Origin of the sequence: Streptomyces sp. NPDC007863 (assembly GCF_040633895.1) — a bacterium.
GTDB lineage: Bacteria > Actinomycetota > Actinomycetes > Streptomycetales > Streptomycetaceae > Streptomyces.
Window position 1 is genome coordinate 285,203 of record NZ_JBEYEI010000001.1, and the last position, 23,817, is coordinate 309,019.

The 23,817-nt window shown below is 74.2% G+C and carries 21 protein-coding genes; 11 read left to right on the forward strand and 10 right to left on the reverse strand.

Going from position 1 to position 23,817, the window contains the following annotated elements; genetic code table 11:
* Nucleotides 1-174: 174 nt before the first annotated feature.
* Nucleotides 175-1,086, forward strand: a complete 912-nt coding sequence (locus tag ABZ621_RS01195; protein WP_360599384.1) for a S1 family peptidase — start codon at nt 175-177, stop codon at nt 1,084-1,086.
* A gap of 90 nt (nt 1,087-1,176) precedes the next feature.
* Here the strand turns inward: ABZ621_RS01195 and ABZ621_RS01200 are convergent, their stop codons facing one another.
* The 3 genes from ABZ621_RS01200 to ABZ621_RS01210 all read right to left on the reverse strand — a co-directional run bounded on the left by ABZ621_RS01200 (nt 1,177) and on the right by ABZ621_RS01210 (nt 3,915).
* Entirely contained in the window at nt 1,177-2,457 is a 1,281-nt protein-coding gene (locus tag ABZ621_RS01200) for an HTTM domain-containing protein (RefSeq protein WP_360599385.1), read from the reverse strand.
* Nucleotide 2,458: 1 nt separating this feature from the next.
* Nucleotides 2,459-3,106 (reverse strand): DUF5819 family protein, encoded by a 648-nt coding sequence (locus tag ABZ621_RS01205; RefSeq protein ID WP_360599387.1) that lies wholly within the window; start codon nt 3,104-3,106, stop codon nt 2,459-2,461.
* 116 nt (nt 3,107-3,222) lie between these two features.
* Nucleotides 3,223-3,915, reverse strand: a complete 693-nt coding sequence (locus tag ABZ621_RS01210) for a hypothetical protein (protein WP_360599389.1) — start codon at nt 3,913-3,915, stop codon at nt 3,223-3,225.
* A 398-nt stretch (nt 3,916-4,313) separates the two neighbouring features.
* Here ABZ621_RS01210 and ABZ621_RS01215 point away from each other — a divergent pair, with 398 nt between their 5' ends.
* Nucleotides 4,314-6,062, forward strand: coding sequence for an amidohydrolase (locus ABZ621_RS01215; RefSeq protein WP_360599391.1), 1,749 nt, complete (start codon nt 4,314-4,316; stop codon nt 6,060-6,062).
* 31 nt (nt 6,063-6,093) lie between these two features.
* Entirely contained in the window at nt 6,094-6,867 is a 774-nt protein-coding gene (locus ABZ621_RS01220) for a LuxR C-terminal-related transcriptional regulator (protein WP_360599392.1), read from the forward strand.
* Nucleotides 6,868-6,912: 45 nt separating this feature from the next.
* Here ABZ621_RS01220 and ABZ621_RS01225 read toward each other — a convergent pair whose 3' ends face one another.
* The 3 genes from ABZ621_RS01225 to ABZ621_RS01235 form a co-directional block, all read right to left on the reverse strand.
* Nucleotides 6,913-7,809, reverse strand: a complete 897-nt coding sequence (locus tag ABZ621_RS01225) for an NAD-dependent protein deacetylase (RefSeq protein WP_360599394.1) — start codon at nt 7,807-7,809, stop codon at nt 6,913-6,915.
* Nucleotides 7,810-7,927: 118 nt separating this feature from the next.
* Nucleotides 7,928-8,338: a VOC family protein gene (locus ABZ621_RS01230; protein ID WP_360599396.1), complete on the reverse strand. Its 411-nt coding sequence runs from the start codon at nt 8,336-8,338 to the stop codon at nt 7,928-7,930.
* A gap of 144 nt (nt 8,339-8,482) precedes the next feature.
* Nucleotides 8,483-8,884: a hypothetical protein gene (locus ABZ621_RS01235; protein WP_360599398.1), complete on the reverse strand. Its 402-nt coding sequence runs from the start codon at nt 8,882-8,884 to the stop codon at nt 8,483-8,485.
* A 156-nt stretch (nt 8,885-9,040) separates the two neighbouring features.
* On the opposite strand from ABZ621_RS01235, the gene ABZ621_RS01240 reads away from it, so the two are divergent.
* Together ABZ621_RS01240 and ABZ621_RS01245 are read left to right on the forward strand one after the other, a co-directional pair.
* Entirely contained in the window at nt 9,041-10,561 is a 1,521-nt protein-coding gene (locus tag ABZ621_RS01240) for a carboxylesterase family protein (protein WP_360599399.1), read from the forward strand.
* A gap of 57 nt (nt 10,562-10,618) precedes the next feature.
* Nucleotides 10,619-11,140, forward strand: a complete 522-nt coding sequence (locus ABZ621_RS01245; protein ID WP_360599401.1) for a hypothetical protein — start codon at nt 10,619-10,621, stop codon at nt 11,138-11,140.
* Between the two features lie 38 nt (nt 11,141-11,178).
* On the opposite strand, the gene ABZ621_RS01250 is transcribed toward ABZ621_RS01245, so the two are convergent.
* The gene (locus ABZ621_RS01250) at nt 11,179-12,441 is read right to left on the reverse strand and encodes a glycosyltransferase (protein WP_360599403.1); all 1,263 of its coding nucleotides are present in this window, start codon (nt 12,439-12,441) and stop codon (nt 11,179-11,181) included.
* A 158-nt stretch (nt 12,442-12,599) separates the two neighbouring features.
* Here ABZ621_RS01250 and ABZ621_RS01255 point away from each other — a divergent pair, with 158 nt between their 5' ends.
* The 3 genes from ABZ621_RS01255 (at nt 12,600) to ABZ621_RS01265 (ending at nt 18,780) form a co-directional block, all read left to right on the forward strand.
* Nucleotides 12,600-13,577: a hypothetical protein gene (locus tag ABZ621_RS01255; RefSeq protein WP_360599405.1), complete on the forward strand. Its 978-nt coding sequence runs from the start codon at nt 12,600-12,602 to the stop codon at nt 13,575-13,577.
* A 226-nt stretch (nt 13,578-13,803) separates the two neighbouring features.
* Nucleotides 13,804-15,687: an HSP90 family protein gene (locus ABZ621_RS01260; RefSeq protein ID WP_360599407.1), complete on the forward strand. Its 1,884-nt coding sequence runs from the start codon at nt 13,804-13,806 to the stop codon at nt 15,685-15,687.
* On the forward strand, nt 15,688-18,780 hold the full coding sequence (locus ABZ621_RS01265; protein ID WP_360599409.1) for a hypothetical protein: 3,093 nt from the start codon (nt 15,688-15,690) through the stop codon (nt 18,778-18,780). It abuts the gene before it with no gap.
* Nucleotides 18,781-18,834: 54 nt separating this feature from the next.
* Here ABZ621_RS01265 and ABZ621_RS01270 read toward each other — a convergent pair whose 3' ends face one another.
* Nucleotides 18,835-19,293, reverse strand: coding sequence for a hypothetical protein (locus ABZ621_RS01270; RefSeq protein WP_360599411.1), 459 nt, complete (start codon nt 19,291-19,293; stop codon nt 18,835-18,837).
* A 3-nt stretch (nt 19,294-19,296) separates the two neighbouring features.
* Here ABZ621_RS01270 and ABZ621_RS01275 point away from each other — a divergent pair, with 3 nt between their 5' ends.
* Both ABZ621_RS01275 and ABZ621_RS01280 read left to right on the forward strand, forming a co-directional pair.
* The gene (locus ABZ621_RS01275) at nt 19,297-19,719 is read left to right on the forward strand and encodes a hypothetical protein (protein WP_360599412.1); all 423 of its coding nucleotides are present in this window, start codon (nt 19,297-19,299) and stop codon (nt 19,717-19,719) included.
* On the forward strand, nt 19,716-20,219 hold the full coding sequence (locus ABZ621_RS01280) for a hypothetical protein (protein WP_360599414.1): 504 nt from the start codon (nt 19,716-19,718) through the stop codon (nt 20,217-20,219). The genes ABZ621_RS01275 and ABZ621_RS01280 overlap by 4 nt, the downstream gene beginning before the upstream one ends.
* Before the next feature lie 13 nt (nt 20,220-20,232).
* Here ABZ621_RS01280 and ABZ621_RS01285 read toward each other — a convergent pair whose 3' ends face one another.
* Nucleotides 20,233-21,252: a TetR/AcrR family transcriptional regulator C-terminal domain-containing protein gene (locus ABZ621_RS01285; protein WP_360599416.1), complete on the reverse strand. Its 1,020-nt coding sequence runs from the start codon at nt 21,250-21,252 to the stop codon at nt 20,233-20,235.
* Nucleotides 21,253-21,432: 180 nt separating this feature from the next.
* On the opposite strand from ABZ621_RS01285, the gene ABZ621_RS01290 reads away from it, so the two are divergent.
* On the forward strand, nt 21,433-22,677 hold the full coding sequence (locus ABZ621_RS01290) for an FAD-dependent monooxygenase (protein WP_360599418.1): 1,245 nt from the start codon (nt 21,433-21,435) through the stop codon (nt 22,675-22,677).
* Nucleotides 22,678-22,696: 19 nt separating this feature from the next.
* On the opposite strand, the gene ABZ621_RS01295 is transcribed toward ABZ621_RS01290, so the two are convergent.
* A complete protein-coding gene (locus tag ABZ621_RS01295; protein WP_360599420.1) occupies nt 22,697-23,737 on the reverse strand; it encodes a vWA domain-containing protein in 1,041 nt (346 codons plus the stop codon).
* Between the last annotated feature and the right edge of the window lie 80 nt (nt 23,738-23,817).

Genomic DNA, 23,817 nt, shown 5'->3' on the forward strand with positions numbered 1-23,817 from the left:
CCGAAAGTGCGCCTTGTCGCGGCTCCTCGCGGAGCCGAGGATTCCTCTCGCAGCCGTCAGTCATCCGTCGTCGGTCACCCAGGCTCTCGTTTGTCAGGTTCATGGCGGAAACCCCCGCCGATCCCACTCCACCCGGGCCGCCCACCCAGCGGCTCACCCCCCTCGGAGGACTCAGTGAACCGTTCGTCCCAGAACCGCCGCCTCACCAAGGGCACCCGCGCCCTCGCCGTCCTCGGCGCGCTCGTCGCCGCGACGGCCCTCGCCGCCCCCACGTCCTCGGCGCAGCCCGTCGACACCGCGCGGGCCGGCGTCGCCGCGCTCGCCGCCACGAGCGACGCCGTCCTCGACGCCGACGTGCCCGGCACCGCCTGGTACACCGACCAGGCGACCGGCAAGGTCGTCGTCACCGCCGACGAGACCGTCTCCCCGGACGAGATCGCCGCGCTCCGCAAGGCCGCGGGCGCGAACGCCGCGCACCTGAAGGTCGAGCGGACCGCCGGCAAGATCAACAAGCTGATCGCGGGCGGCCAGGCCATCTACTCCGGCGGCGGCCGGTGCTCCCTCGGCTTCAACGTCCGCAGCGGCAGCACCTACTACGCGCTGACGGCCGGCCACTGCACCGACTCCGCGAGCACCTGGTACACCAACTCCGCCAACACCACCCTCCTCGGCAGCCGCGCCGGCTCCAGCTTCCCCACCAACGACTACGGCATCATCCGCCACTCCAACGCCTCCGCCGCCGACGGCCGCGTCTACCTCTACAACGGCAGCTACCGGGACATCACCGGTGCCGGCAACGCCTACGTCGGCCAGTCCGTCCAGCGCAGCGGCAGCACCACGGGCCTGCGCGGCGGCACCGTCACCGGCCTCAACGCCACCGTGAACTACGGCAACGGCGACATCGTCTACGGTCTGATCCAGACCAACGTCTGCGCCGAGCCCGGCGACAGCGGCGGCGCCATGTTCGCCGGCTCGACCGCCCTGGGCCTGACCTCCGGCGGCAGCGGCAACTGCTCCTCCGGCGGCACCACGTTCTTCCAGCCCGTCACCGAGGCCCTCGGCGCCTACGGCGTCAGCGTCTTCTGAACCCGTGCATGACCACGCCCCACGCCGGTATCACGGCGTGGGGCGCGGTCATGCGTGGCCGCCGCCCCGGCGAGGGGCGCGCGCCGGCGCTCAGCCGGGCGTCGTCGTGGCCGGGGCCCGGTCCGTGTCCCGCTCCGCGTCCCGGTCCGCGTCCCGGTCCGCCTCCCTGGGGGCGGGCACCCGCGCGCGCAGGGGGAGCCGGGCGCAGCGCGCACCGAGCGCCACGAGCAGGCCGGTGGGCAGGAAGACTGCGTCGCACACCACCATCGACAGCGACAGCAGGGGGATGCCGAGGACCACCGAGATGCCCAGGTGCTCCAGGATCATCACGGCGAGCAGGACGTTCTTCAGCTTGCGGTGGGCCAGCGTGAAGGGGAACGCCACCTGCACGATCACCGTGCCGTACGTCAGGCCGAGGACCAGCAGAGTCTGGGAGGCGAGGAAGGCCGAGAGCGACGGCCAGGGGGCGAAGTAGTCCAGGTGCAGGACGTAGTGGAGCGCGCTGCCCTCCTGCCACCGCGAGCCCTGGATCTTGTACCAGCCCGCGGTCGCGTAGATCAGGCAGACCTGCGCGGCCACGACGAGCATCGCGGCGTTGTGCAGCATCGACGCGGCCGCGTCGAGCACGGCCCGCGCCTCGTGGCGGGGGAACCAACGGTCGGCGACGTACCAGACGCCGAGCACCGCCCACAGGAGCCAGAGGGCGAGGGCCCAGCCCAGCGGGGCGCGGCCGGACAGCGCGAGAAGGGGCGTGGGGGCCAGTGCCCACAGGGCGAGCCCCGGGATGTCGAACGCTCCCCAGGCGCCCCGCCCCGCCCCGCTTCCGTCCCCGTCCCCGTCCCCGTCCGCGAGTCGTTTCCCGTCCCGCGGCCGAAGGCGTGCGCGGCGCGCGTCGAGGGACCACACCTCGGCGCAGCGGGTGAGGACCAGGTAGATGACCATGATGCGGATGACGTTGTCACCGCCGTCGCCCACCAGGCTGTTGCGGTTCTCCAGCGACAGCATGCCGACCATCAGGAGGACGGACATGGTCCGGGTGCGCCAGCCGACCAGCACGGCGACGGCGGCGGCCGTGGCCAGGGTGTAGACGGTCTCGAACCAGAGCTGCCCGTCGCTCCAGAGGAGCACGGTGAAGCTGCCCTCCTCCTCGACCAGGATCCGTGCCAGGTCGTACGAGAGGGGGCTGCGGTTCCCGTACAGCACATGCCGGTGGGGCCACTCGCGCAGCAGGAAGGCGAGGCAGACGGCCGCGAGGCCGATGCGCAGGACGGCGGCCTGGTACGGCGCCCGCACCGTCGTGATGTCCGGCAGCCGGCCCGCGAGGCGCGCGGCGAGCCCGGCGAGCCCGGGGAGGAGGGGCGATCGGTTCATGTCACAGCTCCCTGAAGTCCTGCGGGGCGACCGGCCACCAGGGGAGCATCCGGTACTCGGTCGTGTCCGGCGGTGCCTCCCGGCTCCACGCCGGCGGGTCGATGAGGGTGAAGCGGCCGGCGACCTGCATCGAGGTGATCCGCCCGCCCTCCCAGGTGGCCCCGGTCCGCTGGAGCACCACGCGCTTGAGGTAGGTACCGGTCAGCTCCCCGCGCGCTCCCTTGGGCAGATCGCCCTGGACGCTGTGGGTGGCGACGTACGAGTCCCAGGCCCTGCGCAGCATGTTCTGGTCCACGTGGCTCGGCGCGAGATGGCCCCGGATCGCCTCCACGTCCTGGTCCGTGAGGTTGATCCAGTCGGAGAGCCGGGGGCGTCCGTCCGCGTCGACGGTGGTCACCCGGACGCCGACGGCGTCGTTGCGCTGCATGGGATTGGGGGCGAAGAGCTTCCAGTCCTGGGCGAACTCGGGCTGGACGTAGGCGTCGATCCCCTCGTGGTGGTGCACGCTCACGGCGTTGGCCGGTGCCACGCCGAGGAAGAGGAATGCCACGTGGGCGACGACGGCGCCGCTCAGCGCCAGCGCCGTGACCGCGAGCGCGACCAGCGACGCGGGGGACCACCGGGCGGGGGGCCGCGGTTCTCGCATCATGCTCCTTGGGTGGGGTGGCCGGGGCGGGCCGGCCCGTGCGGAGTCGGCGTCCTCCGCACGGGCCGCACCTGCTCGGAAAGGTCGTCGGCGGCTACGCCAAGCCGCCGGGACGGTGCCTAGAGCGGGCAGTTGTCGACGCGGAAGCCCTGGTAGTTGATGCGCGGGTCCTGGTCACTGAGGTAGTCGGCGACGTTCTCGGCCGCACCGCCGCCGTACCACTGCGGGTTGTCGACGACCTCGAAGAGGGTCGGGTTGATCGGGGCGTTCTGCGCGATGCCCTGGTTCGACCGCGGCGGCGGGGCGCCGAAGACGGTGCTGTACAGGATGTCGGTCGAGACCGGCCACTCCTCGGGGTGGTTCTTCCAGAAGCCGGGCGAACACCACTCCGCGTCCTCGGGAGGAGTCGTGGTGCCCGTGGTGCCGGTGGTGCCGGTCGTCCCGGTGGTGCCCGTGGTGCCCGTGGTGCCGGTCGTGCCGGTGGTGCCCGTCGTACCCGTGGTGCCCGTCGTGCCGGTGAGGCCGATCAGACCCGTCGTGCCGATGAGACCGACGTCTCCGATGATCTTCGGGGCGAAGACCGCGTTCTGGGTGCAGTACCCGAACGTGCCCTTGCAGCTGTGGTTCAGGTTGTGCTTCGACTTGTCGATGACGACGTGGTCGCCACCCTTGCCGTGCCCGTCGTCCCCGGAGACGTGGCGGCTGTGCGCGGCCGCGTCGACGGCGCCGCCGAGTGCCTGGGAGGCGGTCACGGTGCCCAGCGACAGGGCACCTACCGAGAACGCGATGAGCAAACCGCGGAAGTACCGCATGGAGTGTCTGTCCTTTCGTCCGGCGGGAAGGAGACTCCCGCCCTAGCCGCCCCTAACGGCCGGGCACGGCGGCGGGTGACGACAGGGAACACCGTCTCGCCGCTACGGCCTACGCGTTGTGATGAGCGGAGGGATGGGCCGTCGGGAGCAGCGGAGGTGAAGATCCCGGGGACGCGGATGTCAAGCGGATGAACGCACTTGTCGCCGCTGCCTGCGGCGACGTACCGGTCGGCGGAGCGCCAGGGGGGCGCCCGGTCGCCACGCCGAGGAGAACCCGTTCGGCCCCGTGCCCGTATCGGTGGAATGACCGATGTGCCGTGGGGGCGGGCCCGGCGATAGTCCTCGGGAGATCGTTCGCGGGCGTCCGTGGCGGCGCCCGGTCTTCGAAAGGACCTGCTGTGGGTACGTATGCGGATCTGGTGTTCGTCGGCGGCCGTGTGGTCACGGTCGACGCGGAGTTCTCCGTGGCGGAGGCGCTGGCGGTGACCGGATCGGTGATCAGCGCCGTCGGCGGGCGGGAGGACGTGGCGCCGTTCATCGGGCCCGGCACCCGGGTCGTCGACCTGGCGGGGGCGACGCTGCTGCCCGGGATCAACGACTCCCACCTGCACGGCTGCGCCTTCGGGACGGCGAGCCCGCCGCTGTCGCTGGAGGTCGGCCACCCCGCCGTCTCCTCCCTCGCCGACGTGGCCGGGGCCGTGCGGGAGGCGGTGGGGCGGACGCCCGAGGGGCAGTGGGTCACCGGGCACGGCTGGGACACCGGCTTCCTCGCCGAGTGCGTCGCCGACCCGTCCCGGCACCCCTCGCGCGGCGACCTCGACGCGGTGAGCCCCGACCACCCCGTCGTCCTGTACTCCTTCTCCGGGCACGCCACCTGGGTCAACTCCAAGGCCCTGGAGCTGATCGGCATCGACCGGGACACCGTGGCGCCGCCCGGCGGGGCCATCGTCACGGACGAGGCGGGGGAGCCGACCGGCCTGCTGCACGAGGGCGCGCAGGCCCTCGTCCAGAACGCGCTGCCGGCGCTCGGCCGCGAGGAGCGCGCGGACGCCATCCGGTCGACCCTCGCCACGCTCGCCCGGCTCGGCGTCACCAGCTACACCGAGCCCGGCCTCGGCCCCGGCGGCGACGGCATCATGCGCGGCACCATGGGCACCCGGACCCTGGAGGTCTACCGCGAGCTGCTCGCCGCCGGGGAGCTGACCGCCCGCGTCGGCGTCCTGCTCCTGCCGACCGGCATGGCGAGCACCTCGGAGGAGTTCGCCCGGAACCTCGACGCCCTCGACGCCTCCGACCCGTCCGGCGGCGCCGACCCGCGCCGCCTCGCGATCCACGGCGTGAAGGTCTTCGCCGACGGCATCGTCCCCAACAAGACGGCCTGGATGCACGAGCCGTACGTCGGCGGGGGCTGCGGGTCCCTGTGTGTCGGCGGCGACATCGACGACGAGCGGGTCGCCGAGATCCGCGCGATGATCCGCCACGCCCACGCCGCCGGGCACCAGCTCGGCGTGCACGCCACCGGCGACCGGGCCATCGACACCGTCGCGGACGCCTTCGCCGAGGCCACGGCCGCGCACCCGCGCGACGACGCCCGCCACTACGTCATCCACGGCGACTTCCTCACCCCGCACGCCATGAAGGTGCTGGCCGAGCACGACTTCGGGGTCAACATGAACCCGACCATCAAGTGGACGGTGGCGGACATGGAGGAGGAGTTCGTCGGCGCGGGCCGGGCCGCGTACGCGTGGCCGTACCGCGACGCCCTCGACGCCGGCGTGCGCGTGGCCAGCGGCTCCGACGCCCCCGTCACGCACCCCGACTGGCGGCAGGGCGTCGCCACCATGGTGCTGCGCGAGTCGAAGGCCGCGGGCCGGGTCAGCGGACCCGAGCAGCGGATCGCGCTCGCCGAGGCGATCCGTACGTACACGATCGACGCGGCCTGGCAGGACTTCGCCGACGACTGGAAGGGCTCCCTGGAGCCCGGCAAGGTCGCCGACCTGTGCGTCGTCGACGGCGACCTGCTCGGCGCCGACCCGCACGCCATACCGGAGCTGCCCGTCGTCCTCACCGTCCTCGACGGGCGGATCGTGTACGAGGCCGCGCCCCACGCCGGAGTCGGCGAGGGGTCCGACATCCCGCGCGATTGACGTATGCCGGGCAGATGATCATCCTGGAGGGATGGCGGCACGGCACAGCACAGCGGACATCCTCGACGCCGCCGTCCACGTCCGGGACGCCGCCAGGAGCGCGACGGCCGGTTCGGCCGGCGTCGACACGGTCCTGGCGGCCCTCTCGGAGGTCATGGAGCACGACCACGCCTCCCTGACCCGGTGGGACCCCCGGCGGCGGCGCCACACCACGCTGGCCGGGAGCTATCCCGAGGAGGCCACGGCCTACATCGAGACCCGCCTCCACCGCGACCCGGTCTTCCCCGTGCTGCACAGCCCGGCGCGTGGCGGCCTCTGGCTCGGGGACGTCCCCGGGCCGCTGCTCGACGCCTCGCCGGGGTTCCAGGACGTGCTCGCCCCGCTGGGCATCGTGGACGGCGTCGCCCAGTGCCTCTTCGCCTCCGACGGCCGGTACGTCGGCATGCTGAACGTCAGCATCCGGCGACCGCGCCGCACCCCCGACCCGGCCCGCGCCGTGGTCACCCTCCTCACCGAGGCGCTCGCCGCGACCGTGGCCTCCGGCGAGGCGGGCCCGGCGGTCCCGTCCGGCCCGGCGGTCCCGTCCGGCCCGGTCCGGCCGCCGGGCGGGCTGTCGCCGCGGGAACTGGAGGTACTGGCCGAGCTGACGGCCGGACGCACCAACCGCCAGATCGCCGAGCTGCTCTACGTCACCCCGCGCACGGTGGGCACCCACATCGAGCACATCCTCGCCAAGCTCGACGTCCCGAACCGCGCGGCGGCGGCCGCCCAGGCCGCGGCCTGGGGCATCCGGTCGCCCCACTGAGCGACGGCCGGCCGGTGGGGGCGGGTCAGGGTTCCGGGAGGGGGCTCACGCCCCGTCGTGCCCCAGGTCGACGGCCAGCCGCTCCGCGACCGCGGTGAGCGCCTTCCCGAGGGGCAGGGCCACCCGGGCGGCGGCGAGCGTGTCGCCACGCGTCGGATCCCGGTTGACGATCACCACGGGCGTACCGGCCTGCGCGGCCTGCCGGACGAACCTCAACCCCGACATCACCGTCAGTGACGACCCGAGCACCAGAACCGACGCGGCGGCCCGCACCAGCTCCCGGCAGTGCTCCACGCGCGCGGGCGGCACCGACTCGCCGAAGAACACGACGTCCGGCTTGAGCACCCCGCCGCACACCACGCACGGCATCACGTGGAAGCCCGCGACCTGCTCGTCCGTGAGGTCGGCGTCGCCGTCGGGGTTGATCGCGGCGGGGACGGGGTCGAACCCCGGATTGGCCTCCTCGAGCCGCCGTGCGAGCTCCCGCCGGGCGCTCGTGTCGCCGCAGTCGAGGCACACGACCCGGTCGAGACCGCCGTGCAGCTCCACGACGCCGTCGCTCCCGGCGGCCTGGTGGAGCCCGTCGACGTTCTGCGTGACGACGCCGCCGAGCAGCCCGGCCCGGCCGAAGGCGGCCACCGCACGGTGCCCGTCGTTGGGCCGCGCCCGCCCGAAGGTGCGCCAGCCGAGGTGGCTGCGCGCCCAGTACCGCCGCCGCGCCCGCGCGTCGCCGGTGAAGTCCTGGTACGTCATGGGCGTGTGCCGGCTGAGGCTGCCGCCCTCCCCGCGGTAGTCCGGGATGCCCGACTCCGTCGAGATCCCGGCCCCGCTGAGGACGAGGACGCCTCCGGCCCGCACCGCGTCGACGACCGGTTCCAGATCGGTCGTCCCCGGCGGCAGCTCCCCGGTCGGTGTCCAGCTCAAAGTAGGCCGCATGCGCATGCCGCCAGCGTACGGAACGTCCACCGGAGGCGCCGCCCGCCAGGCGCCGTACGCCACGGCCCGCCGTACGTCACGGGCCGCCGTACGTCACGGGGCGCCGTACGCCACGGGCCGTACGTCAGGTGCTGGACCAGTCCCGGGTGGACAGCACCAGCAGATAGCCGTCCGGGTCCTGGATCGTCACGCCCCAGGTGTCCCAGTACGGATTGTGGGCGGGGACGCGCTTTCCGCCGTGCTCTTCGAGCCGCCGCACGAGCGCCTCCGGCACCTCCTCGTCGAGGTAGACCACCAGCAGGTCCTCGGCCGTCGGCCGGGGCTCCATCGGGGCGGCCGGATCATGGACGAGTTCGAGGTGCCAGCCGGCGCCGCGCCAGCCGACCATGAGCAGCGAGTGCATGCCCGGAGTGCCGTCGGCCGCGTGCCGGTACTGCACGTCGAGGCCGAGCCCCGCCACCCAGAAGCGTTCCGCCGCCTCCAGGTCACGCGACGGACGGGCGATACGGATGTGGGCGGCGGCATCGGCGGGCACGGCAGGACCTCCTGATCGACGGACACCCCGACCCTAGGGACCGGACCGGGCACCCGCCCATACCCCGCTGGACCTACGACCGGCGAAGGAGAGACCCTTCCGCCGCCGGCAGGACCCCCGGGGCTTGACGCGTGTGGGGGCGCGTCACGCGCTCGCGGAGTCGGCGATCCCGTCCAGTGCGCGCATCGCCTGGGAGTGGGCGCTCATGCGGCGGCTCACCGCGCCGGTCGTGTAGAGGCCCACGCCCGCGACCGAGACCGGGATCGAGAGGCCGAGGACGAGCAGCGCCTCGGGCCAGTCGCGTTCGGCCTGGCACCAGGAGTTCTGCCGGATGCCGCGGTTGGCGGTGCCGTCATCGGTCAGCAGTCGGGCCTCGCACTCGGCCGGGTACTTGTCGTCGGGCTTGCGGTCGACTTCGTACGGCGTCAGCAGCAGGACCGCGCACCAGGTCCACAGGAGCGCGGCCAGGCCCAGCAGGCCCATGCCCCAGGTGCTCATCCGGCGCGCCCGGTCGCGGAAGTCGAGGTCGAAGTCACGTGATCGCATGGCGAACGAACATAGCAGCGGGCGTCCGGGTGTTCGACGACCATTGACAACGCAGGTGCGTGGATCGCTTGCCGCCCGGTGTTGGACGGGGCGGGCGCCGCGGCACGAAGATGATCACCGACACCCCCTCCTCCCCGGCGAAACGAGGCCCCACCCATGGACGACGACGTCTTCGAGACGACGGGCGGTGCGGTTCGGGGCTTCCGGGTCGCGGGCGGCGATGTCGTCGGCGCCCGCGGAATCCCTTACGCCGCACCGCCGTTCGGCGCCGACCGGTTCCGGGAGCCGCGCCCGGCCCCGCCGTGGAGCGGCGTCCGGGACGGTACGGAGTTCGGGCCGATCGCCCCGCAGTCGGCGGAGCTTCCCGGCGCGCCGACGTGGTCGCCCGGAGACGAGGACGTCCTCACCGTCAACGTCTGGACGCCGGCGCCCGGCGGCGGCCGTCTCCCCGTGCTGGTCTGGTTCCACGGCGGCGCCTACACCTTCGGCTCCTCCGCCCAGCCCGACTTCGACGGCACGGCGCTGGCCCGGGCGGGCCTGGTGGTCGTGACCGTGAACTACCGTCTGGGGTTCGAGGGCTTCGGGCACGTTCCCGAAGCGCCGGAAGTCCCCGACAACCGGGGGCTGTCGGACCAGATCGCGGCCCTCCGCTGGGTGCGCGACAACATCCGCGCCTTCGGCGGCGACCCCGACGACGTCACCCTCGCCGGCCAGTCCTCCGGTGCCACCTCCGTGGTCTGCCTGATGGTCATGGACGGGGCCCGAGGCCTGTTCCGCCGCGCCATCGCCCACAGCCCCGTGAGCCCGTTCCAGACCCGGGACCTCGCCGCCGCGACCACCCGTGAGATCGCCGCCGCGGCCGGCTGCCCCGCGACCCCCGAAGGCCTGGCGTCGGCCACCCCGCAGGCCCTGGTCGAGGCCGCGGACCGGGTGGTCGACGCGTACCGGAAGGACCCCGGCTCCGGCTCCCGCCACTACGACCCCTCCCTCTTCGCCCCCGTCCTCGACGGCGACACCCTGCCCGCCGACCCGCTCACCGCCCTGGCCGCCGGCGCGGGCCGCGACATGGACCTGCTGCTCTGCCACACCACGGAGGAGTACTGGCTCCTCGACGCGGTCGGCAGCTGCGCGAAACTCACCACCGAGCCGCAACTCGCCCGCTTCGCCCATGACTTCGGCCTGGGCGAGGACCTCCTCGACGCCTACCGCTCCCCGGACCCGGCGCTCCTCGCCGACACCTACCTCGCGCTCTTCGGCGACCTGCTCTTCGTCGAGTTCACCCACCGCATCGCCGAAGCACACGCGGCCGGCGGCGGCCGGACGTACCTCGCCCGCTTCGACCGGCGTCGCGACCGCTCCGACGGCACGGCCGTCCGCGCCTGGCACTGCGCGGACGTCCCCTTCGCCTTCGGCAACCTCGACGACGAACACCTCCACTTCCTCGTCGGCGGCGCCCCCACCCCCGAGGACCACGCCCTGTCCCGCCGCATGGTCGGCGCCTGGGCCGCCTTCGCCGCGACCGGAGACCCGGGCTGGGCCCCGACCCGGGAGGCCGGCACGGACGCGGGGCGGACCTCCCACGTCTGGACCCCCGACGACCAGCCGGCAACGGACCGCCGGCCCGTCCCTCCCCGCGCCCTCTGGGCCGAGGTCGCCTTCCCGCTCCTGTGTCCGTGACCGACGCGGCGCCCGCACCCCACTGCCCGTTCACGCCGGTCGGGTAGCGTCGCTTCCGTGACCGAGGACGGCGTCGTCTGGAATCAACTCACCGCCCTGCTGCCCGAGGCCGAGGCGCAGGAGGCCAGGGACTGCTGGTCCCTCGGTGAGCAGGAGGCGGCGCTGGGGCTGCTCGTGTCCGGCCTGATCGCCTCTCAGGTGCCGATCACCGAGCTGGCGCGGGTACGGATCTCCGTGCTCGCGGAGGGCTGGGGAGAGCGGGAGGCGCTGACGCCGGGACTCCGCCGGTGCCCCGGGGACGGTGGGCCGGCCCCGGTGAGGCTGCTGGCGGACGAGGACGGGGCGGGCGGGTCGGCCGACGTCCTCGTGCCCTGGATCGCCTGCGAGCGGTGCGGCGGCGTCCTCGCGAGGGCGCACGCGCGTGAGCCCTGGGGAGGCCTCTCCTACCTCGCCGTGAAGTACGTGGTCACCCCGACGGCGGGCGGCGGCACGGTCACACGGGAGTTCCCCGCCGATTCCCCCGACGTGGCCTTCACGTACCTGCTGGAGGCCTGCGCGGAGCGGCTTCCGTCCGGGTAGTGCCCCGCCACGGTCGGCACGGCCTTCCGCCGGTGTCGCTACCGGCCCGCCGCCTCCGACAGCAGCCGGGCCGCCACCGCCGCGCCGTCGTCGCGGATCCGTCCGCGTACGGCTTCCGCCCGTGCGCGGGTCTCGGGGCGCAGCGCCGTCGCCAGGGCGGCCGACAGGGATTCCGGGGACGGGGTCGGGGTCGGGGTCGGGGTCGGGAGGGCCGTGCCGAGACCGAGGGTCGCGACGCGGTCCGCCCAGTACGGCTGGTCGCCGGCCTGGGGCACGATCACCTGCGGCGTACCGGCGCGGGCGGCGGTGGCCGTGGTGCCCGCCCCGCCGTGGTGGACCACGGCCGCCACCCGGGCGAAGAGGGACGCGTGCTCCACTTCGTCGACCGCGAGGCAGTCGTCGCCGTCGTCGACCGGGGTCAGGCCGGCCCAGCCGCGCGCCAGGATCACGCGGCGGCCCTGCTCGCGGGCCGCATCGATCGCCGCCCGGGCGAGGGCGGGCGCGGCCGTACCGAGCGGGGTGCTGCCGAAACCGACGTACACGGGCGGCGGCCCCGCCGCCAGGAAGGCCGCCACCGCCGGTGGGAGCGGGCGGGCGACGGGACGGAACCACGCGCCCGTCCCGACGACGTCGACCGCGCCGTCGGCACCGCGTTCGGCACCGCCGCCGGCCGTCGGCCACGGCGCCAGGACCGGGTCCGCCGACAGCCAGGGGCGGTCGGTGAAGGCGTAGCCGCGCACGTCGTCCACCGGCGCCAGGCCCGCCGCGTCCCTGAACGCGCCGAGCATCGCGCCGAACATGTCGTTCGCGAGGCGGGCGTCCAGGTCCCACAGCTCGCGGTTGTCCTTGACCTCCCGCGGCAGCGGCCGGCCCCGCCGGCCCGGCGGCGGCTGGTGCGGGGACGGCAGCACGACCGGCGTGTGGGTGGCGTACACGTAGGGGACCCCGAGCCGCTCGGCCACCGACCGCGCCCCCGCCGTCACCGGCAGCGGGCCCGTCGCCACCACCACGTCACACCCCTCGGCCGCCTCCGCGACCGGCCCGAACTGCGCGGCCATCAGATCGGCCGCCCGCTGCGCCAGACCCACGGCAGACCCGGGCCGCACCGTCGTCACCAGCGGTCGCACCGGCGCGCCCACCGGCACCGCCCGCACCCCCGACGCGGCCAGCAGCTCCGCGAACTCCCCGTCGGGCGGGGCGCACACCCGTACCTCCGCGCCCCGTTCGCGCAGGCGCACCGCCAGCCCGGCCATGGGCTCCACGCTTCCGCGCGCCCCGTATGTGGACACCACGACGCGCATCCCGCGCATTCCGCTTCCCCCTGGCATGACGGGACCCCGGCCGATCCGACCTGCGGGTCATATAGGTGTGCGATTGTCGGTCACGCGTGATAGTCACTACACCCACGGGGTGGGACGATCATCAGCCACCCCGTGCGCACACATCAAGGGGTGGGGACATGGCGTTGCTCCAGGAACTGGGGAACACGCTGGGAAGATGGACGGGCCGGCCCGTCGCGCGCGTGGACGGGGACTCCGGCGACCCGCAGGCACGGACCGTCCGCGAAGCCGCCGAGACCGGGGACTGGGCCGCCGTCCGGGACGTGCTCGACGCGCGGCCCGAGAGCGAGGACCGCACCGGCCTCCTGTGGTCCGTCGGCGACGTCGCCGGTGTGGAGCGGTGGATCGCCGACGTCATGGCCGCGGAGCCCGACGCCGCGCTGCCGCGCCTCGTGGCCGGCGTCCGGCACATCAGCTGGGCCTGGGAAGCCAGGACCGGCGCCCGCGCGCAGCACGTGTCCCGCGAGCAGTTCGAGGTGTTCTTCGACCGGCTCGGCACCGCCGAGACCTGGCTGTACGAGGTGGCCGAGCGCGAACCCGGATGGACCTCGCCCTGGTACGGCCTCCAGGTCACCGGGCGCGGCCTCCAGGTCGGCCAGGACGTGGCATGGCGCCGCTTCGAGGCGACCGTCCGCCGGGACCCGCACCACCTGGGCGCGCACCAGCAGCAGCTGCAGCAGGTCTGCGAGAAGTGGAGCGGCTCCCACGAGGAGATGCACGACTTCGCCCGCGCCGCCGCCTTCGGCGCGCCCGGCGGGACGCTCCTCGGCCAGCTCGTGGCCGTCGCGCACCTGGAGCACTGGCTCGCCCTCGACTCCGGTCCCGACGCGCGCTACATCCGGCAGCCGCAGGTCGTGGCCTCCCTCAACGAGGCCGCCGACCACTCCTTCCGCCACCCGGACTTCGTGCGCGGACGCGGCTGGCTCCAGGTCTACAACACCTTCGCCATGGCGTTCGCCCTCGCCGGCGACGTCGCCTCCGCACGCGCGTGCTTCCGCGCCACGGAGGGCCGCGTCACCGAGTTCCCCTGGTACTACCTCGACGGCTCCGACCCCGCCAAGGCCTACAGACAGCACCGCTCGTACGCCGGACGCTGAGGGGGCGGAGGCGGGACGGGGGCAGCCGGGCGGACCGCCTTCCGGGGCGAAGCCGCCCGGGGAGCCCGGGCATCGCCCGTACGGCACCGCTACGAGGACGCCGTCTCCGCTTCCGCTTCCGAATGCCGCCCGCTTCCGACGCCGCCCCGATTCCGCTTCCGCTTCCGAGGCCGATTCCTCACCCCACCCTCGTTCCCACCCGCTCGCGCCCGAAGGACTGCGTCAGGTGTTCCACCCCGATTCCCCCGAGACCGCCCACACCTTCCAGGTGGATCTGCGCGGCCTCGTCGACCTGCTCTCCCACCACCTCTACTCCAGCCCCCGCGTCTACCTCCGCGAGCTCCTCCAGAACGCCGTCGACGCCATCACCGCCCGGCAGGCACTCCACCCCGGCGCGCCCGGCACGATCACCGTGCGCACGGGGGAGACGCTGACCGTCACGGACACCGGCATCGGGCTGTCCGAGGCCGATGTGCACCGGTTCCTCGCCACGATCGGGCGCAGCTCCAAGCGCACCGCCGACGGGGCGCTGGACGGGGCGGGGCTCGACGCGGCCCGGGGCGAGTTCATCGGGCAGTTCGGCATCGGGCTGCTCGCCTGCTTCGTCGTCGCCGACGAGATCACCGTGCTCAGCCGGTCCGCCGCCGACCCGGCCGCGCCCACCGTCGAGTGGCGCGGCCACTCCGACGGCCGCTACACCATCCGCACCCTGCCGTCCGCGACGCTCCCCGAGCCCGGCACCACCGTGAAGCTCGTCCCGCGCGCCGACAACGCCGAGTGGACCGGCCCCCAGCAGGTCGTCGCGCTCGCCCGGCACTACGGCGGGCTGCTGCGCCACGAGGTCACCGTCGTCGACGCGCGCGGCGACAGCCACCGGATCAACGCGGCGCCGCCGTGGGAGCGGACGCACCGCTCGCCGCTGGCCAAGCGCGAGGCGTACACCGCGTACTGCCGCGAGCTCTTCGACTTCACCCCGCTCGACACCATCGAGCTCGACCTGCCCGCCGCCGGTCTGCGCGGCGTCGCCTACGTCCTGCCGACCGCGGTCAGCCCGGCCCAGCGCGCCGGACACCGCGTCCACCTCAAGGGCATGCTCCTCACCGACCAGGCGCCCGAACTGCTCCCCGAGTGGGCGTTCTTCGTGCGCTGCGTCGTCGACACCACCAGCCTGCGGCCCACCGCCTCCCGAGAGTCGCTGTACGAGGACGGCACGCTCTCCGCCGTACGGGACGCCCTCGGCGACCGGATCCGCGACTGGCTCACCGGTCTCGCCGCCAGCGACCCGGCGCTGCTCCACCGCTTCATCGACACCCACCACCTCGCGGTCAAGGCGCTCGCCCGCTACGACGACGAGCTGCTGCGGGTCGTGCTGCCCTGGCTGCCGTTCGAGACCACCGACGGGAACGTCACCCTGGAGGAGTTCGCGCGCACCCACCCGACGCTCCTCGTGACGCGCAGCGTCGAGGAGTTCCGACAGGTCGCGCCGATCGCCGCGGCCGCCGGACTCGGCGTCGTCAACGGCGGGTACACGTACGACCGCGACCTCGTCCACCGCCTCCCCGAGATCCGCCCGGGCACCTCCGTCGGCGACCTCGACCCGGCCACCGTCACCGCCCACCTCGACGCCGTCGACCCGAGCGCCGAACTCCGCGCCGCCGCCTTCCTCGCGGTGGCCCGCGAGACCATCGGCGTCCACGACTGCGACGTCGTCCTGCGCGACTTCCAGCCCGTCACCGCCCCCGCGCTGCTCCTCGACAACCGCGACGCCCGGCACGAGCGCACCCGGGCCGGCCTCGCCGCCGACAGCGACGGCCTGTGGGCCGACATCCTCGGCTCGCTCCGCGACGAGGCGCCGCGGGCCCAGCTCGTCCTCAACCACCTCAACCCGCTGGTCCGCCAGGCCCTCACCATCGGCGAGCGCGGCCTGGCCGTCACCACCGCCGAGGCCCTCTACGGCCAGGCCCTGCTGCTCAGCCGCCGCCCGCTGCGCGCGAGCGAGAGCGCCCTGCTCAACCGGGCCTTCATCGGCCTCCTCACCCACGCCATGCACCACCCGGGCGACGCCGGCCCCGACCTCGGCCCCGGCTCCGGGTCCCGGAAGGAGAGCTAGATGCCGGACACGCCCGAGGCCGTCATCGAGGCGCTCCGCGAGAACCACGAGCGCCCCCACGGCCTGCCGCGCACCATCACCGCGGAGGAACTCGTCGAGGCCGCCGAGGTCTTCGAGAAGCCCGACGTGCTCGTCACCGCGCTCCTCGAACTCATGACGGCGTACGAGTTCACCGGCGAGCAGCGCAAGTCGCCGGTCGCCTTCGCCCGCATCCTCAAGCTGTGGGACGCCGCCCCCGACTCCTTCAGCCCCTACGAGGCCCACCAGGTCTTCTGGCGCTTCAAGTGGGTGACGACCTCCCTCCTGCAGGTGCCCGAGATGCCGCTGACGGCCATCGGCGGCTGGATCGACCAGATGCGCGACCGGTACGAGGCCGCCGGCCACGGCGTGCAGCCGGTCGCCGCCATGCGCTACCACCTCGCGCGGCACACCGGCACCGGCGTCGCCGACGCGTACGACCTCTGGGCCACCCGGCCCCGCACCGACCTCAGCGACTGCGAGGCCTGCGAGACCCGGCACCACGCCTGGCACCAGGTCGCCGCCGGCGACGACACCGCCGCCCTCGACGTCTGGCGCCCGGTCCTCGCCGGCGCGTCCACGTGCAGCGAGGAACCGCAGATGAGCCAGGCCCGCGCCCTGCTCCCGCTGCTGCGCACCGGCCGCACCGACGAGGCCCGCTCCCACCACCTCACCGGCTACCGCAAGGTGCGCGGCAACGCCGCCATGCAGGCCGAGGTCGGTCTCCACCTGGAGTTCTGCGCACTGTCCCGGAACGAGGGCCGGGGCCTGGAGATCCTCGCCGAGAACCGTCCGCTGTTCGAGGCGACCGGCGCCCCGCTCGACCACCTCGCCTTCCTCACCGGCGTCGAGGTCCTCCTCGCCCGCCTCGCCGAGGACGGCCACGACGGCACCACCGTCGCCGGCCCGCCCGGCCGCGACTGGACGGCCGGCGAGCTCCTCGCACACGTCCGCGCCGAGGCCGAGCCGCTCGTCGCCGCCTTCGACCGCCGCAACGGCACCGGGGCCGTCGGCGACGGCCGCCGGACCCGGCTCGCCCGCCGTCCGCTCCTCGACGAGCCGCTGCCGCTCGGACTCCGGGCCGTCACCGGCGCCGCCCGGAAGCCCGGAGCGGCCGGGCCGGGCGTGACCGGCGCCGCCGGCGCCCCGGCCACCGTCCGGATCGAGATCCCCGAGGACTTCGCCGCGCTGGTACGGGAAGTCCGCCGGCTGTCCCGCGAGGGGCACCCCGGCGAGACCCGGCTCTGGACGCGCGTCACGGAGCGCCTGGCCGACGGCTCCGCCTCGTACGACGACGCCGTCGGCCCCGGGGACCTCCTGCGCGCCGAACTCGCCGAACAGCACGGCCAGAAGCTCTGGCTCGACGACCTGCACACGGCAGCCATCGCCGAACTCGACACCGCCGTCCGGCACTTCGAGGAGCTGGGCCTGCCCTGGCACGCGCTCTCCGCCCGGGCCCGCGCCTTCGCCTGGGCGAGCAGCCCGGGTTCGCGGGACGCGGACGGCGCCGTCCCCGATCACGCCTTCACCCGTGCCGGACTCGACGAGCTGCTGCCCACGGCCGAGAAGCTGCTCGCCGAGACGCCGTTCGACAGCGAGCCGCTCGGGGACGCGGAGGCGGTGTTCGGCGCCGACCTGCCCGCCGAGCGCGCTCTCTCGTACCTCTCCTTCCGCTACTCCGACGCCTTCGCCGCGTACCAGGCGCTCCTCGACGGGATGAAGCGGTCCCACCACGGGGAGGACGGCGAGGACGGCGAGGCGGACCGGGGCGCAGAGGCCGAGGCGCTCGCCCAGCGGTTCGAGGAGGCCGTCGGGACCCTCGCCGCCGAGGCCCTGCGCCTCGGCTACCCGCACCAGAGCGCCAACGCCCGCCAGTTCCGCGCGGACATGCTCGCCCGGCGCGGCGCGATGGCCGACGCCGAGCGGGAACTCCGGGCCGCGCTCCAGGACCTCGAAACGGCCGGACGCCCCTGGCGCAGGCCGCGCCCGAACGCGCTCCTGGCGCAGGTGCTCCTCGCCCAGGACCGGCCGGAGGAGGCGGTGGAGCTGCTGCACGCCGCGAACGCGGACGCCGTCGCGTACGACGACACCACCTTCCGGCTCGCGCCGACGCATCTGCTGCTCGGCCACGCCTCCACGCACGCCGGGGACCTCACCGGCGCCGTACGCCACCTCTCCGAGGCCGCCGCGCGCTTCGACCAGGACGGCGAGCCCGGCGAGGCGGCCGAGGCGCGGTTCCAGCTCGCCGACGTCCTGGCCCGCTCGGGGCAGCAGGCCGACGCGGTCGCCGTCCTGGAGTCCGTCCTCGCCGACGACGCCGTCTCCGGCGTCGACGAGCGCACGCTCGCCCAGGCCCGCCTGACCTTCGGCCGGGGTCTGCGCGAACTGGAGGAGTACCTCCCGGCCGCCGAGGAACTGCTCCGGCTCGCCGACACCGTCTCCGGCTGGCCGCGGGAGGAGCGCGGCGGGGTCCTCACCCTGGTCGCCGCCGAGGCCGCCATCACCCTCGCCCTGGCCGAACGCCGGGAAGCGGCCGACACGGCGTACGAGCGCGCCGTCGCCGCCCACGCCGAGTCGCCCAACCCGCCGTTCATCCTGCAGATGATGCGCGAGTTCGCCCGCCTCACCCCGCAGACCCACGAGGACGAGGGCGGGGACGAGGGCGAGGCTCCGGGGGGTGGTTCGGGCACCGACAAGGCCCTGGCGCACCTCGCGCGCGCCGACGCGGTCCTCGCCGCCTTGTCCGCGGAGGAGGCGGACGGCTTCGCCGTCTGGTACGAGCGCGGCGAGATCCACTACCGCCGTGCCCGCGTCTTCGCCGAGGCCGGCCGCCACGAGGAGGCCCTGCCGGAGGCCGAGTCCGCCATCGCCGCCCACGAGGAGGGCGGCGAGCAGGGCGAACTCCCGCGTGCCGAAGCCGTCCGCATCGCCGCCCTCGTCGAGGGCAACGGCCTCGACCGCGTCAACGAGGCCATCGCCCGCCTCACCACCGCGGCGGCCCGCTGCCGCAACTCCGGCCACCCGGAGGCGGCGCGGATCCTGGACGCCCTGCGCCAGGAGTTCCTCTCCCGCTGACGGAGCGTCGCAGGCCGTCGCCTCCCCTTCCGCCTCCGCCTCCGCCCCCTGCGCTCAGCGCACGGGCGGGGGCGGTGGCGGTGGCGGTGGGGGCGGGAAGGCCGGCATCGGCGGGATGCCGCGGCCACGGGGCGGGGCGGCCGGCGGCGGCGGAAAGGGCGGCGGCGGGACCGGCGCGGCCGGAGGCGGCAGAACGGTGCCGCCCGCACGGAGGCGCGCGATGGTCGCCTCCCGACGGCTGCGGGCGGCGGGCGACTCGACGCGCCCGAAGACGAGCCGCAGGTCGAAGGGGCCCTCGTCCCGGGTCTCGGCCAGGCCGTAGCCGAGCGCGTGGGCGATGTCCTCGATCCGCTGCCGTCTGCCGGGGGAGAGCCGATCCTTCGGAAACGTCAGCTCGACCACGCTGCGGTCGTCGAACCGCAGACGCATCTCGTCCTCGTCCACCGTGCTCCGCCCTCCCGTGACGATCCCGGCGGCCCGCACGCGCCGGCCGCCGACTCCTGAAAGGATCATGGCATGACGACTCCCCTGCTCCTCTCCGACATCGAACGGGCCGTGCGCGCCAGCTGGAGCGCCGAGACGGCCACGCCCGAGTTCCGGTCCCGCTGGACCCCGGACAATCCGGCGCGGGACCAGTGCGGGGTGACCGCGATGGTGCTGAACGACCTCCTGGGCGGCGAACTGCTCCGCGGCGAGGTCCTCGTCGACGGCGAGCGGGTGGACTACCACTGGTGGAACCGTCTGGGCGCGGGCGTCGAGATCGACCTCACGCGCGAGCAGTTCGGGCCCGAGGAGACCGTGACCGCCGGGACGGTCGTCCCCCGGCCGCCCGTGGCCGAGTGGCGCAGGCTCCGCGAGGAGTACGCGCTCCTCCGCGAGCGCGTCCTGCACCGGCTGGACCGTGGGGCCGGCGCGGCCCACGACGGCCCCGCGGCGTGAGGCCCGCCGGGCCGTCGGTGCTGCCCGCCCTGCGGGCGTCCATGGCCGAACTGGCCACACCGGCCCGCGTGTACGTGGCCGCCGGACGCTTCGCCGGGCCCGACCCGGATCTTCCGGAGCTGGCGGCGGAGGTCCGCGCCGTGCTGGCCGCCATGGCGTCGGACGAGGCGTGGGCGCGGTTCCTCCCGGGGTACGTACCGCCTCCCGTCCCGGAGATCTGCGCCGCGCTGGAGCCCCTGGAGACGTACGAGGCCGCGCCGTTCCTGGCCCGGCTCGCGACCGTCGACCTGTACTGGCCGACCCACCGTCACCTGCCGGCCGACGTCGCCGGACGCGCCGCGGACCGGGTGGTGGCGCTCCTCGGACCGGACGCCTCCTGGTGGACCAACCACGACGAGGCGGGAGGTGCCGTCACCGGCGTGAGCCCGTTCTTCGACAGCCTGCTCGCGGGCACGGACGGCGAGCACTTCGCCGTGGCCCTCCAGGTCGCCGACGACTGACCCGGGGGACCCTTCATGCCCGCGTGGGCGGAACCTCCTCGTCGAGGAGCACGGCGAGTCCGTCGAGGAGCCGCTGGAGCCCGAACTCGAAGAGACCGTCGAGATCGAAGTCGTATCCGGCCCGTGAGAGGCGGGCGAGCTGCGGGTACCGCCCGCCCTCCAGGGTCGCCCGGAGGGCGGGTTCCTGCGTGTCCATCCACTCCTCGCTGTCGAGGCCGCTCTGCGCCTCCGCCTCCCGCTCCGTCTCCATGTTCAGGGCGAGGCCGCGGATGTAGTTGAGCAGCGTCAGGTGCGCGGTGAAGGCCGACTGGTCGTCGAGCCCGTGCCGGTGCAGGGAACCCAGGACCCACTCGCTGTACACCATCGCCGAGGTGATGAGCTGCGGCCGGGTCAGCGACATGGCCGGCGCCAGCCAGGGGTGGGCGCGGAACAAGCCCCAGAGCTGCCGGGCGGCCACGTCGAGCGGCTCCCGCCAGCCCGGGGGCGGATCGGCGGGCAGCGGGCGTTCGGCGATGGCCACGTCCATCATCCGTACGAGCAGGTCGTCCTTGTCGGCGACGTGCCGGTACAACGACATGGTCGCCACGCCGAGTTCGGCGGCCACCCGGCGCATCGAGACGGCGGTCAGCCCCTCCGCGTCGGCCACGGTGACGGCGGCGGCCACGATCCGGGACAGCGTGAGGCCGCCGGGGGAGCCGGCCGGTGCGGCGGCGGGGGCGGGGGTGCTCCGCCGGACGGGAGCGGCCGGAGCCGGCGGAGCGGGAGCGGTCGGAGCGGGGGCGGGAGCCGTGGCCCGCTCCGGCGCCGACACGACCGTCCCGACGCCCGGCACGGCGCGTACCAGGCCCTCGTGGCGCAGCTCTGTCAGCACCCTGGTGGCGGTCGCCATGGCGACGCCCCACTGGCGGGTGATCTCCCGGGTCGAGGGGACCCGCTCGCCCGGTGCCAGTTCCCCGCTCTCGATCCGCCGCCGCAGCTCGCCGACGATCCGGCTGTAGCGAGGTTCCGGTCTCCTGCCGTCGCCCTCCGACACCGCCCTGCCCTCCGCACTAGTGCACCTGAGTGCGCCCCATCGTAGCGGCCGACGGGGCGGGATCGTGTGAGTGCACTGCTTCCATGCCCATCCGTACTAGTGCACTAGGTGTCGGCAATGCAGTAATGCCTTGGGATTCAGGCTTGCGCCCTCCGATGCGTACGGCGTACATTCGGCGGCATGAAGAGCAACGAGATCCTCATCAGCGGCGCCGGCATCGCGGGAACCGCGCTGGCGTACTGGCTACGCAAGGCGGGCTTCGCGGTCACCGTCGTGGAGCGCGCGCCCGAGCCCCGCCCGGGCGGGCAGACCGTGGACCTGCGGGGCGCCGGACGGACCGTCGTCGAGCGCATGGGCCTGATGGACCGGGTCAAGGCCGTCACCGTCGACCAGCGGGGCCTGGCCCTCGTCGACGGCAAGGGCAGGATCACCGCCCGGGTGCCCGCCGACAGCTTCGGCGGCGAGGGGATCGTCTCCGAGATCGAGATCCTCCGCGGCGACCTCGCCCGCCTCCTGTACGAGGCGACCCTGCCGGACGCGGAGTACCTCTTCGACGACACCATCACCGGGATCGACCAGGAGTCGGACCCGGACGCCGTCACCGTCACCTTCGAGAAGGCGCCGCCCCGCCGCTTCGCCCTCGTCGTCGGAGCGGACGGGACGCACTCCGTCGTCCGCTCCCTCGCCTTCGGCCCGGAGCGGGACCTCGCCCACCCCATCGGCCTGTACACGGCCTGGTTCACCGCCCTCGACGACGACCTGGACCTCGACGGCTGGTACCTGATGCACAACGCGCCCGGCGGGCTCGTCGCCTCCGCCCGCCCCGGCCGTCTCCCCGGCGAGATCAAGGCCGGCTTCAGCTTCCGCTCGCCGCCGCTGACGTACGACCGCCGCGACGTCGAGGCCCAGCGGGAGATCGTCGCCCGGCGCTTCGCCGGCGTCGGCTGGGAGACGCCCCGCCTGCTGCGGGCCATGCGCACCGCCCCGGACTTCTTCTTCGAGGCCATGGCACAGGTCCGCCTCGACGGCTGGTCGCGCGGCCGGGTGGCGCTGCTCGGCGACGCCGGATACTGCGCCACGCCGCTCACCGGCCTCGGCACCAGCCTCGCCCTCGTCGGCGCGTACGTCCTCGCCGGCGAACTGGCGGCGGCGCGAGGCGCGCACGAGCCCGCCTTCCGCCGCTACGACACGGTGATGCGGCCCTATGTCACGCAGGCCCAGGAACTCCCGCCCGGCGGAGCCGCCGGCTTCGCGCCGACGGGCCGCCTCGGCATCCGGATGCGCGACCTCTCGATGCGCTCGATGACCCGCTGGCCCCTGCGCAACCTCCTCGCCGCGCAGTTCGCCAAGGCCGGCGACATCGCCCTCCCGGAGTACGGCCCGGCCGGGCCCCGCCCGCTGAGCGAGGCCCGCGCGTGGCGGTGACCGGGGGAGTGGGGACGCCTCAGTGCATGAGCAGCAGCCGCGTGTTGGGCACCAGCTTGCGGTTGACGCTGGTGCTCTGCACGAAGATGGTGAAGTCCGCGTTCTGATCCGGCTTGACCCGCACCTCCTCGTCCGGCAGGCCCAGCAGGGCGCGGGCCTCGGGCCCGGTGTAGACGCGGTCGGTCTTCTTCTCCAGGACCGCGATCCGCTTCCGCGCCTGGATCTTCTCCGACTTGCTCAGCTGGTAGAAGGCGCACCCGGTCGTGTACGTGTGCCCGGACTCGGTGACCCACTCGCGGATCGCCACGTCCCGGGGCACCGGGATCAGCTGGTACCCGGACGCGTCGACCGGGGTGAGGCCGGCCGCCGCGATCGTCTCCTTGTTGACCGCGTCCGCGCCCACGGAGAAGACGGAACGCGAACCGCGGATGCCCTTGGTGCGCCCCACCATGAACTTCTCCGTCGCCTGCTGGATGACCTGACCGGCCTCCTCCAGGCCCCGGGTGCTCGTGGCGTCCCAGACGGCGACGTTGTCCTTCGGGAAGCCGCAGTTCATGGCCTCGCGCTTGCCCATCTGGTCCGGCACGAGCACGGCCAGCGTCCAGTTGTCGTCCTGCTGCTCGATCATCTTGGCCACGGCCGACACCAGCGCCTTCGGGCTCTTGCCGGCCGCGTCGGGGCAGCGGTGGCTGGCGTTCTCCTGGCCGTCCGTCAGGACGAAGGTGAGGAAGCTGTGGTCGCCGTACAGCTGGGCGGTCTGCGCCAGCTCGTGCTGCGACTTCAGCGCCGCCGCGAGGAGCGAGGTCATCCCCCCGACGTTGTACAGGGCCTTCAGGGACGGCATCCGCAGCACGTCCTTGTCGTAGATGACGCACTGCACGGTGTCCGCGAACACGTACACGGTGACCCGCGTCTCCTGGTCCAGCTCCCGCGACCGGCGGGCGAGGTACTCGATCTGCTGGTCGGCGACCTCGACGACCTTCCCCCGCAGATGCGACATGGACGAACTGGCGTCCAGCACGAGCGCGACGTGATTGATGTAGTTCTGGTTTCCGGACATGGCCAACTCCCCGTCTTCGCCGGTGTGATGTCTTCACCGGTGTGATGGCTTCACCGTCTCACCCACCACTGACAATCGGT

Excerpts from the sequence above, each read along its gene's own strand:
- ABZ621_RS01235 (WP_360599398.1), bottom strand. The coding sequence starts at position 8,884 with ATGCGATCACGTGACTTCGACCTCGACTTCCGCGACCGGGCGCGCCGG.
- ABZ621_RS01250 (WP_360599403.1), bottom strand. The coding sequence starts at position 12,441 with ATGCGCGTCGTGGTGTCCACATACGGGGCGCGCGGAAGCGTGGAGCCC.
- ABZ621_RS01265 (WP_360599409.1), top strand. The coding sequence starts at position 15,688 with ATGCCGGACACGCCCGAGGCCGTCATCGAGGCGCTCCGCGAGAACCAC.
- ABZ621_RS01205 (WP_360599387.1), bottom strand. The coding sequence starts at position 3,106 with ATGATGCGAGAACCGCGGCCCCCCGCCCGGTGGTCCCCCGCGTCGCTG.
- ABZ621_RS01225 (WP_360599394.1), bottom strand. The coding sequence starts at position 7,809 with ATGCGCATGCGGCCTACTTTGAGCTGGACACCGACCGGGGAGCTGCCG.
- ABZ621_RS01210 (WP_360599389.1), bottom strand. The coding sequence starts at position 3,915 with ATGCGGTACTTCCGCGGTTTGCTCATCGCGTTCTCGGTAGGTGCCCTG.
- ABZ621_RS01255 (WP_360599405.1), top strand. The coding sequence starts at position 12,600 with ATGGCGTTGCTCCAGGAACTGGGGAACACGCTGGGAAGATGGACGGGC.
- ABZ621_RS01290 (WP_360599418.1), top strand. The coding sequence starts at position 21,433 with ATGAAGAGCAACGAGATCCTCATCAGCGGCGCCGGCATCGCGGGAACC.
- ABZ621_RS01200 (WP_360599385.1), bottom strand. The coding sequence starts at position 2,457 with ATGAACCGATCGCCCCTCCTCCCCGGGCTCGCCGGGCTCGCCGCGCGC.
- ABZ621_RS01270 (WP_360599411.1), bottom strand. The coding sequence starts at position 19,293 with ATGATCCTTTCAGGAGTCGGCGGCCGGCGCGTGCGGGCCGCCGGGATC.
- ABZ621_RS01240 (WP_360599399.1), top strand. The coding sequence starts at position 9,041 with ATGGACGACGACGTCTTCGAGACGACGGGCGGTGCGGTTCGGGGCTTC.
- ABZ621_RS01220 (WP_360599392.1), top strand. The coding sequence starts at position 6,094 with ATGGCGGCACGGCACAGCACAGCGGACATCCTCGACGCCGCCGTCCAC.
- ABZ621_RS01295 (WP_360599420.1), bottom strand. The coding sequence starts at position 23,737 with ATGTCCGGAAACCAGAACTACATCAATCACGTCGCGCTCGTGCTGGAC.
- ABZ621_RS01275 (WP_360599412.1), top strand. The coding sequence starts at position 19,297 with ATGACGACTCCCCTGCTCCTCTCCGACATCGAACGGGCCGTGCGCGCC.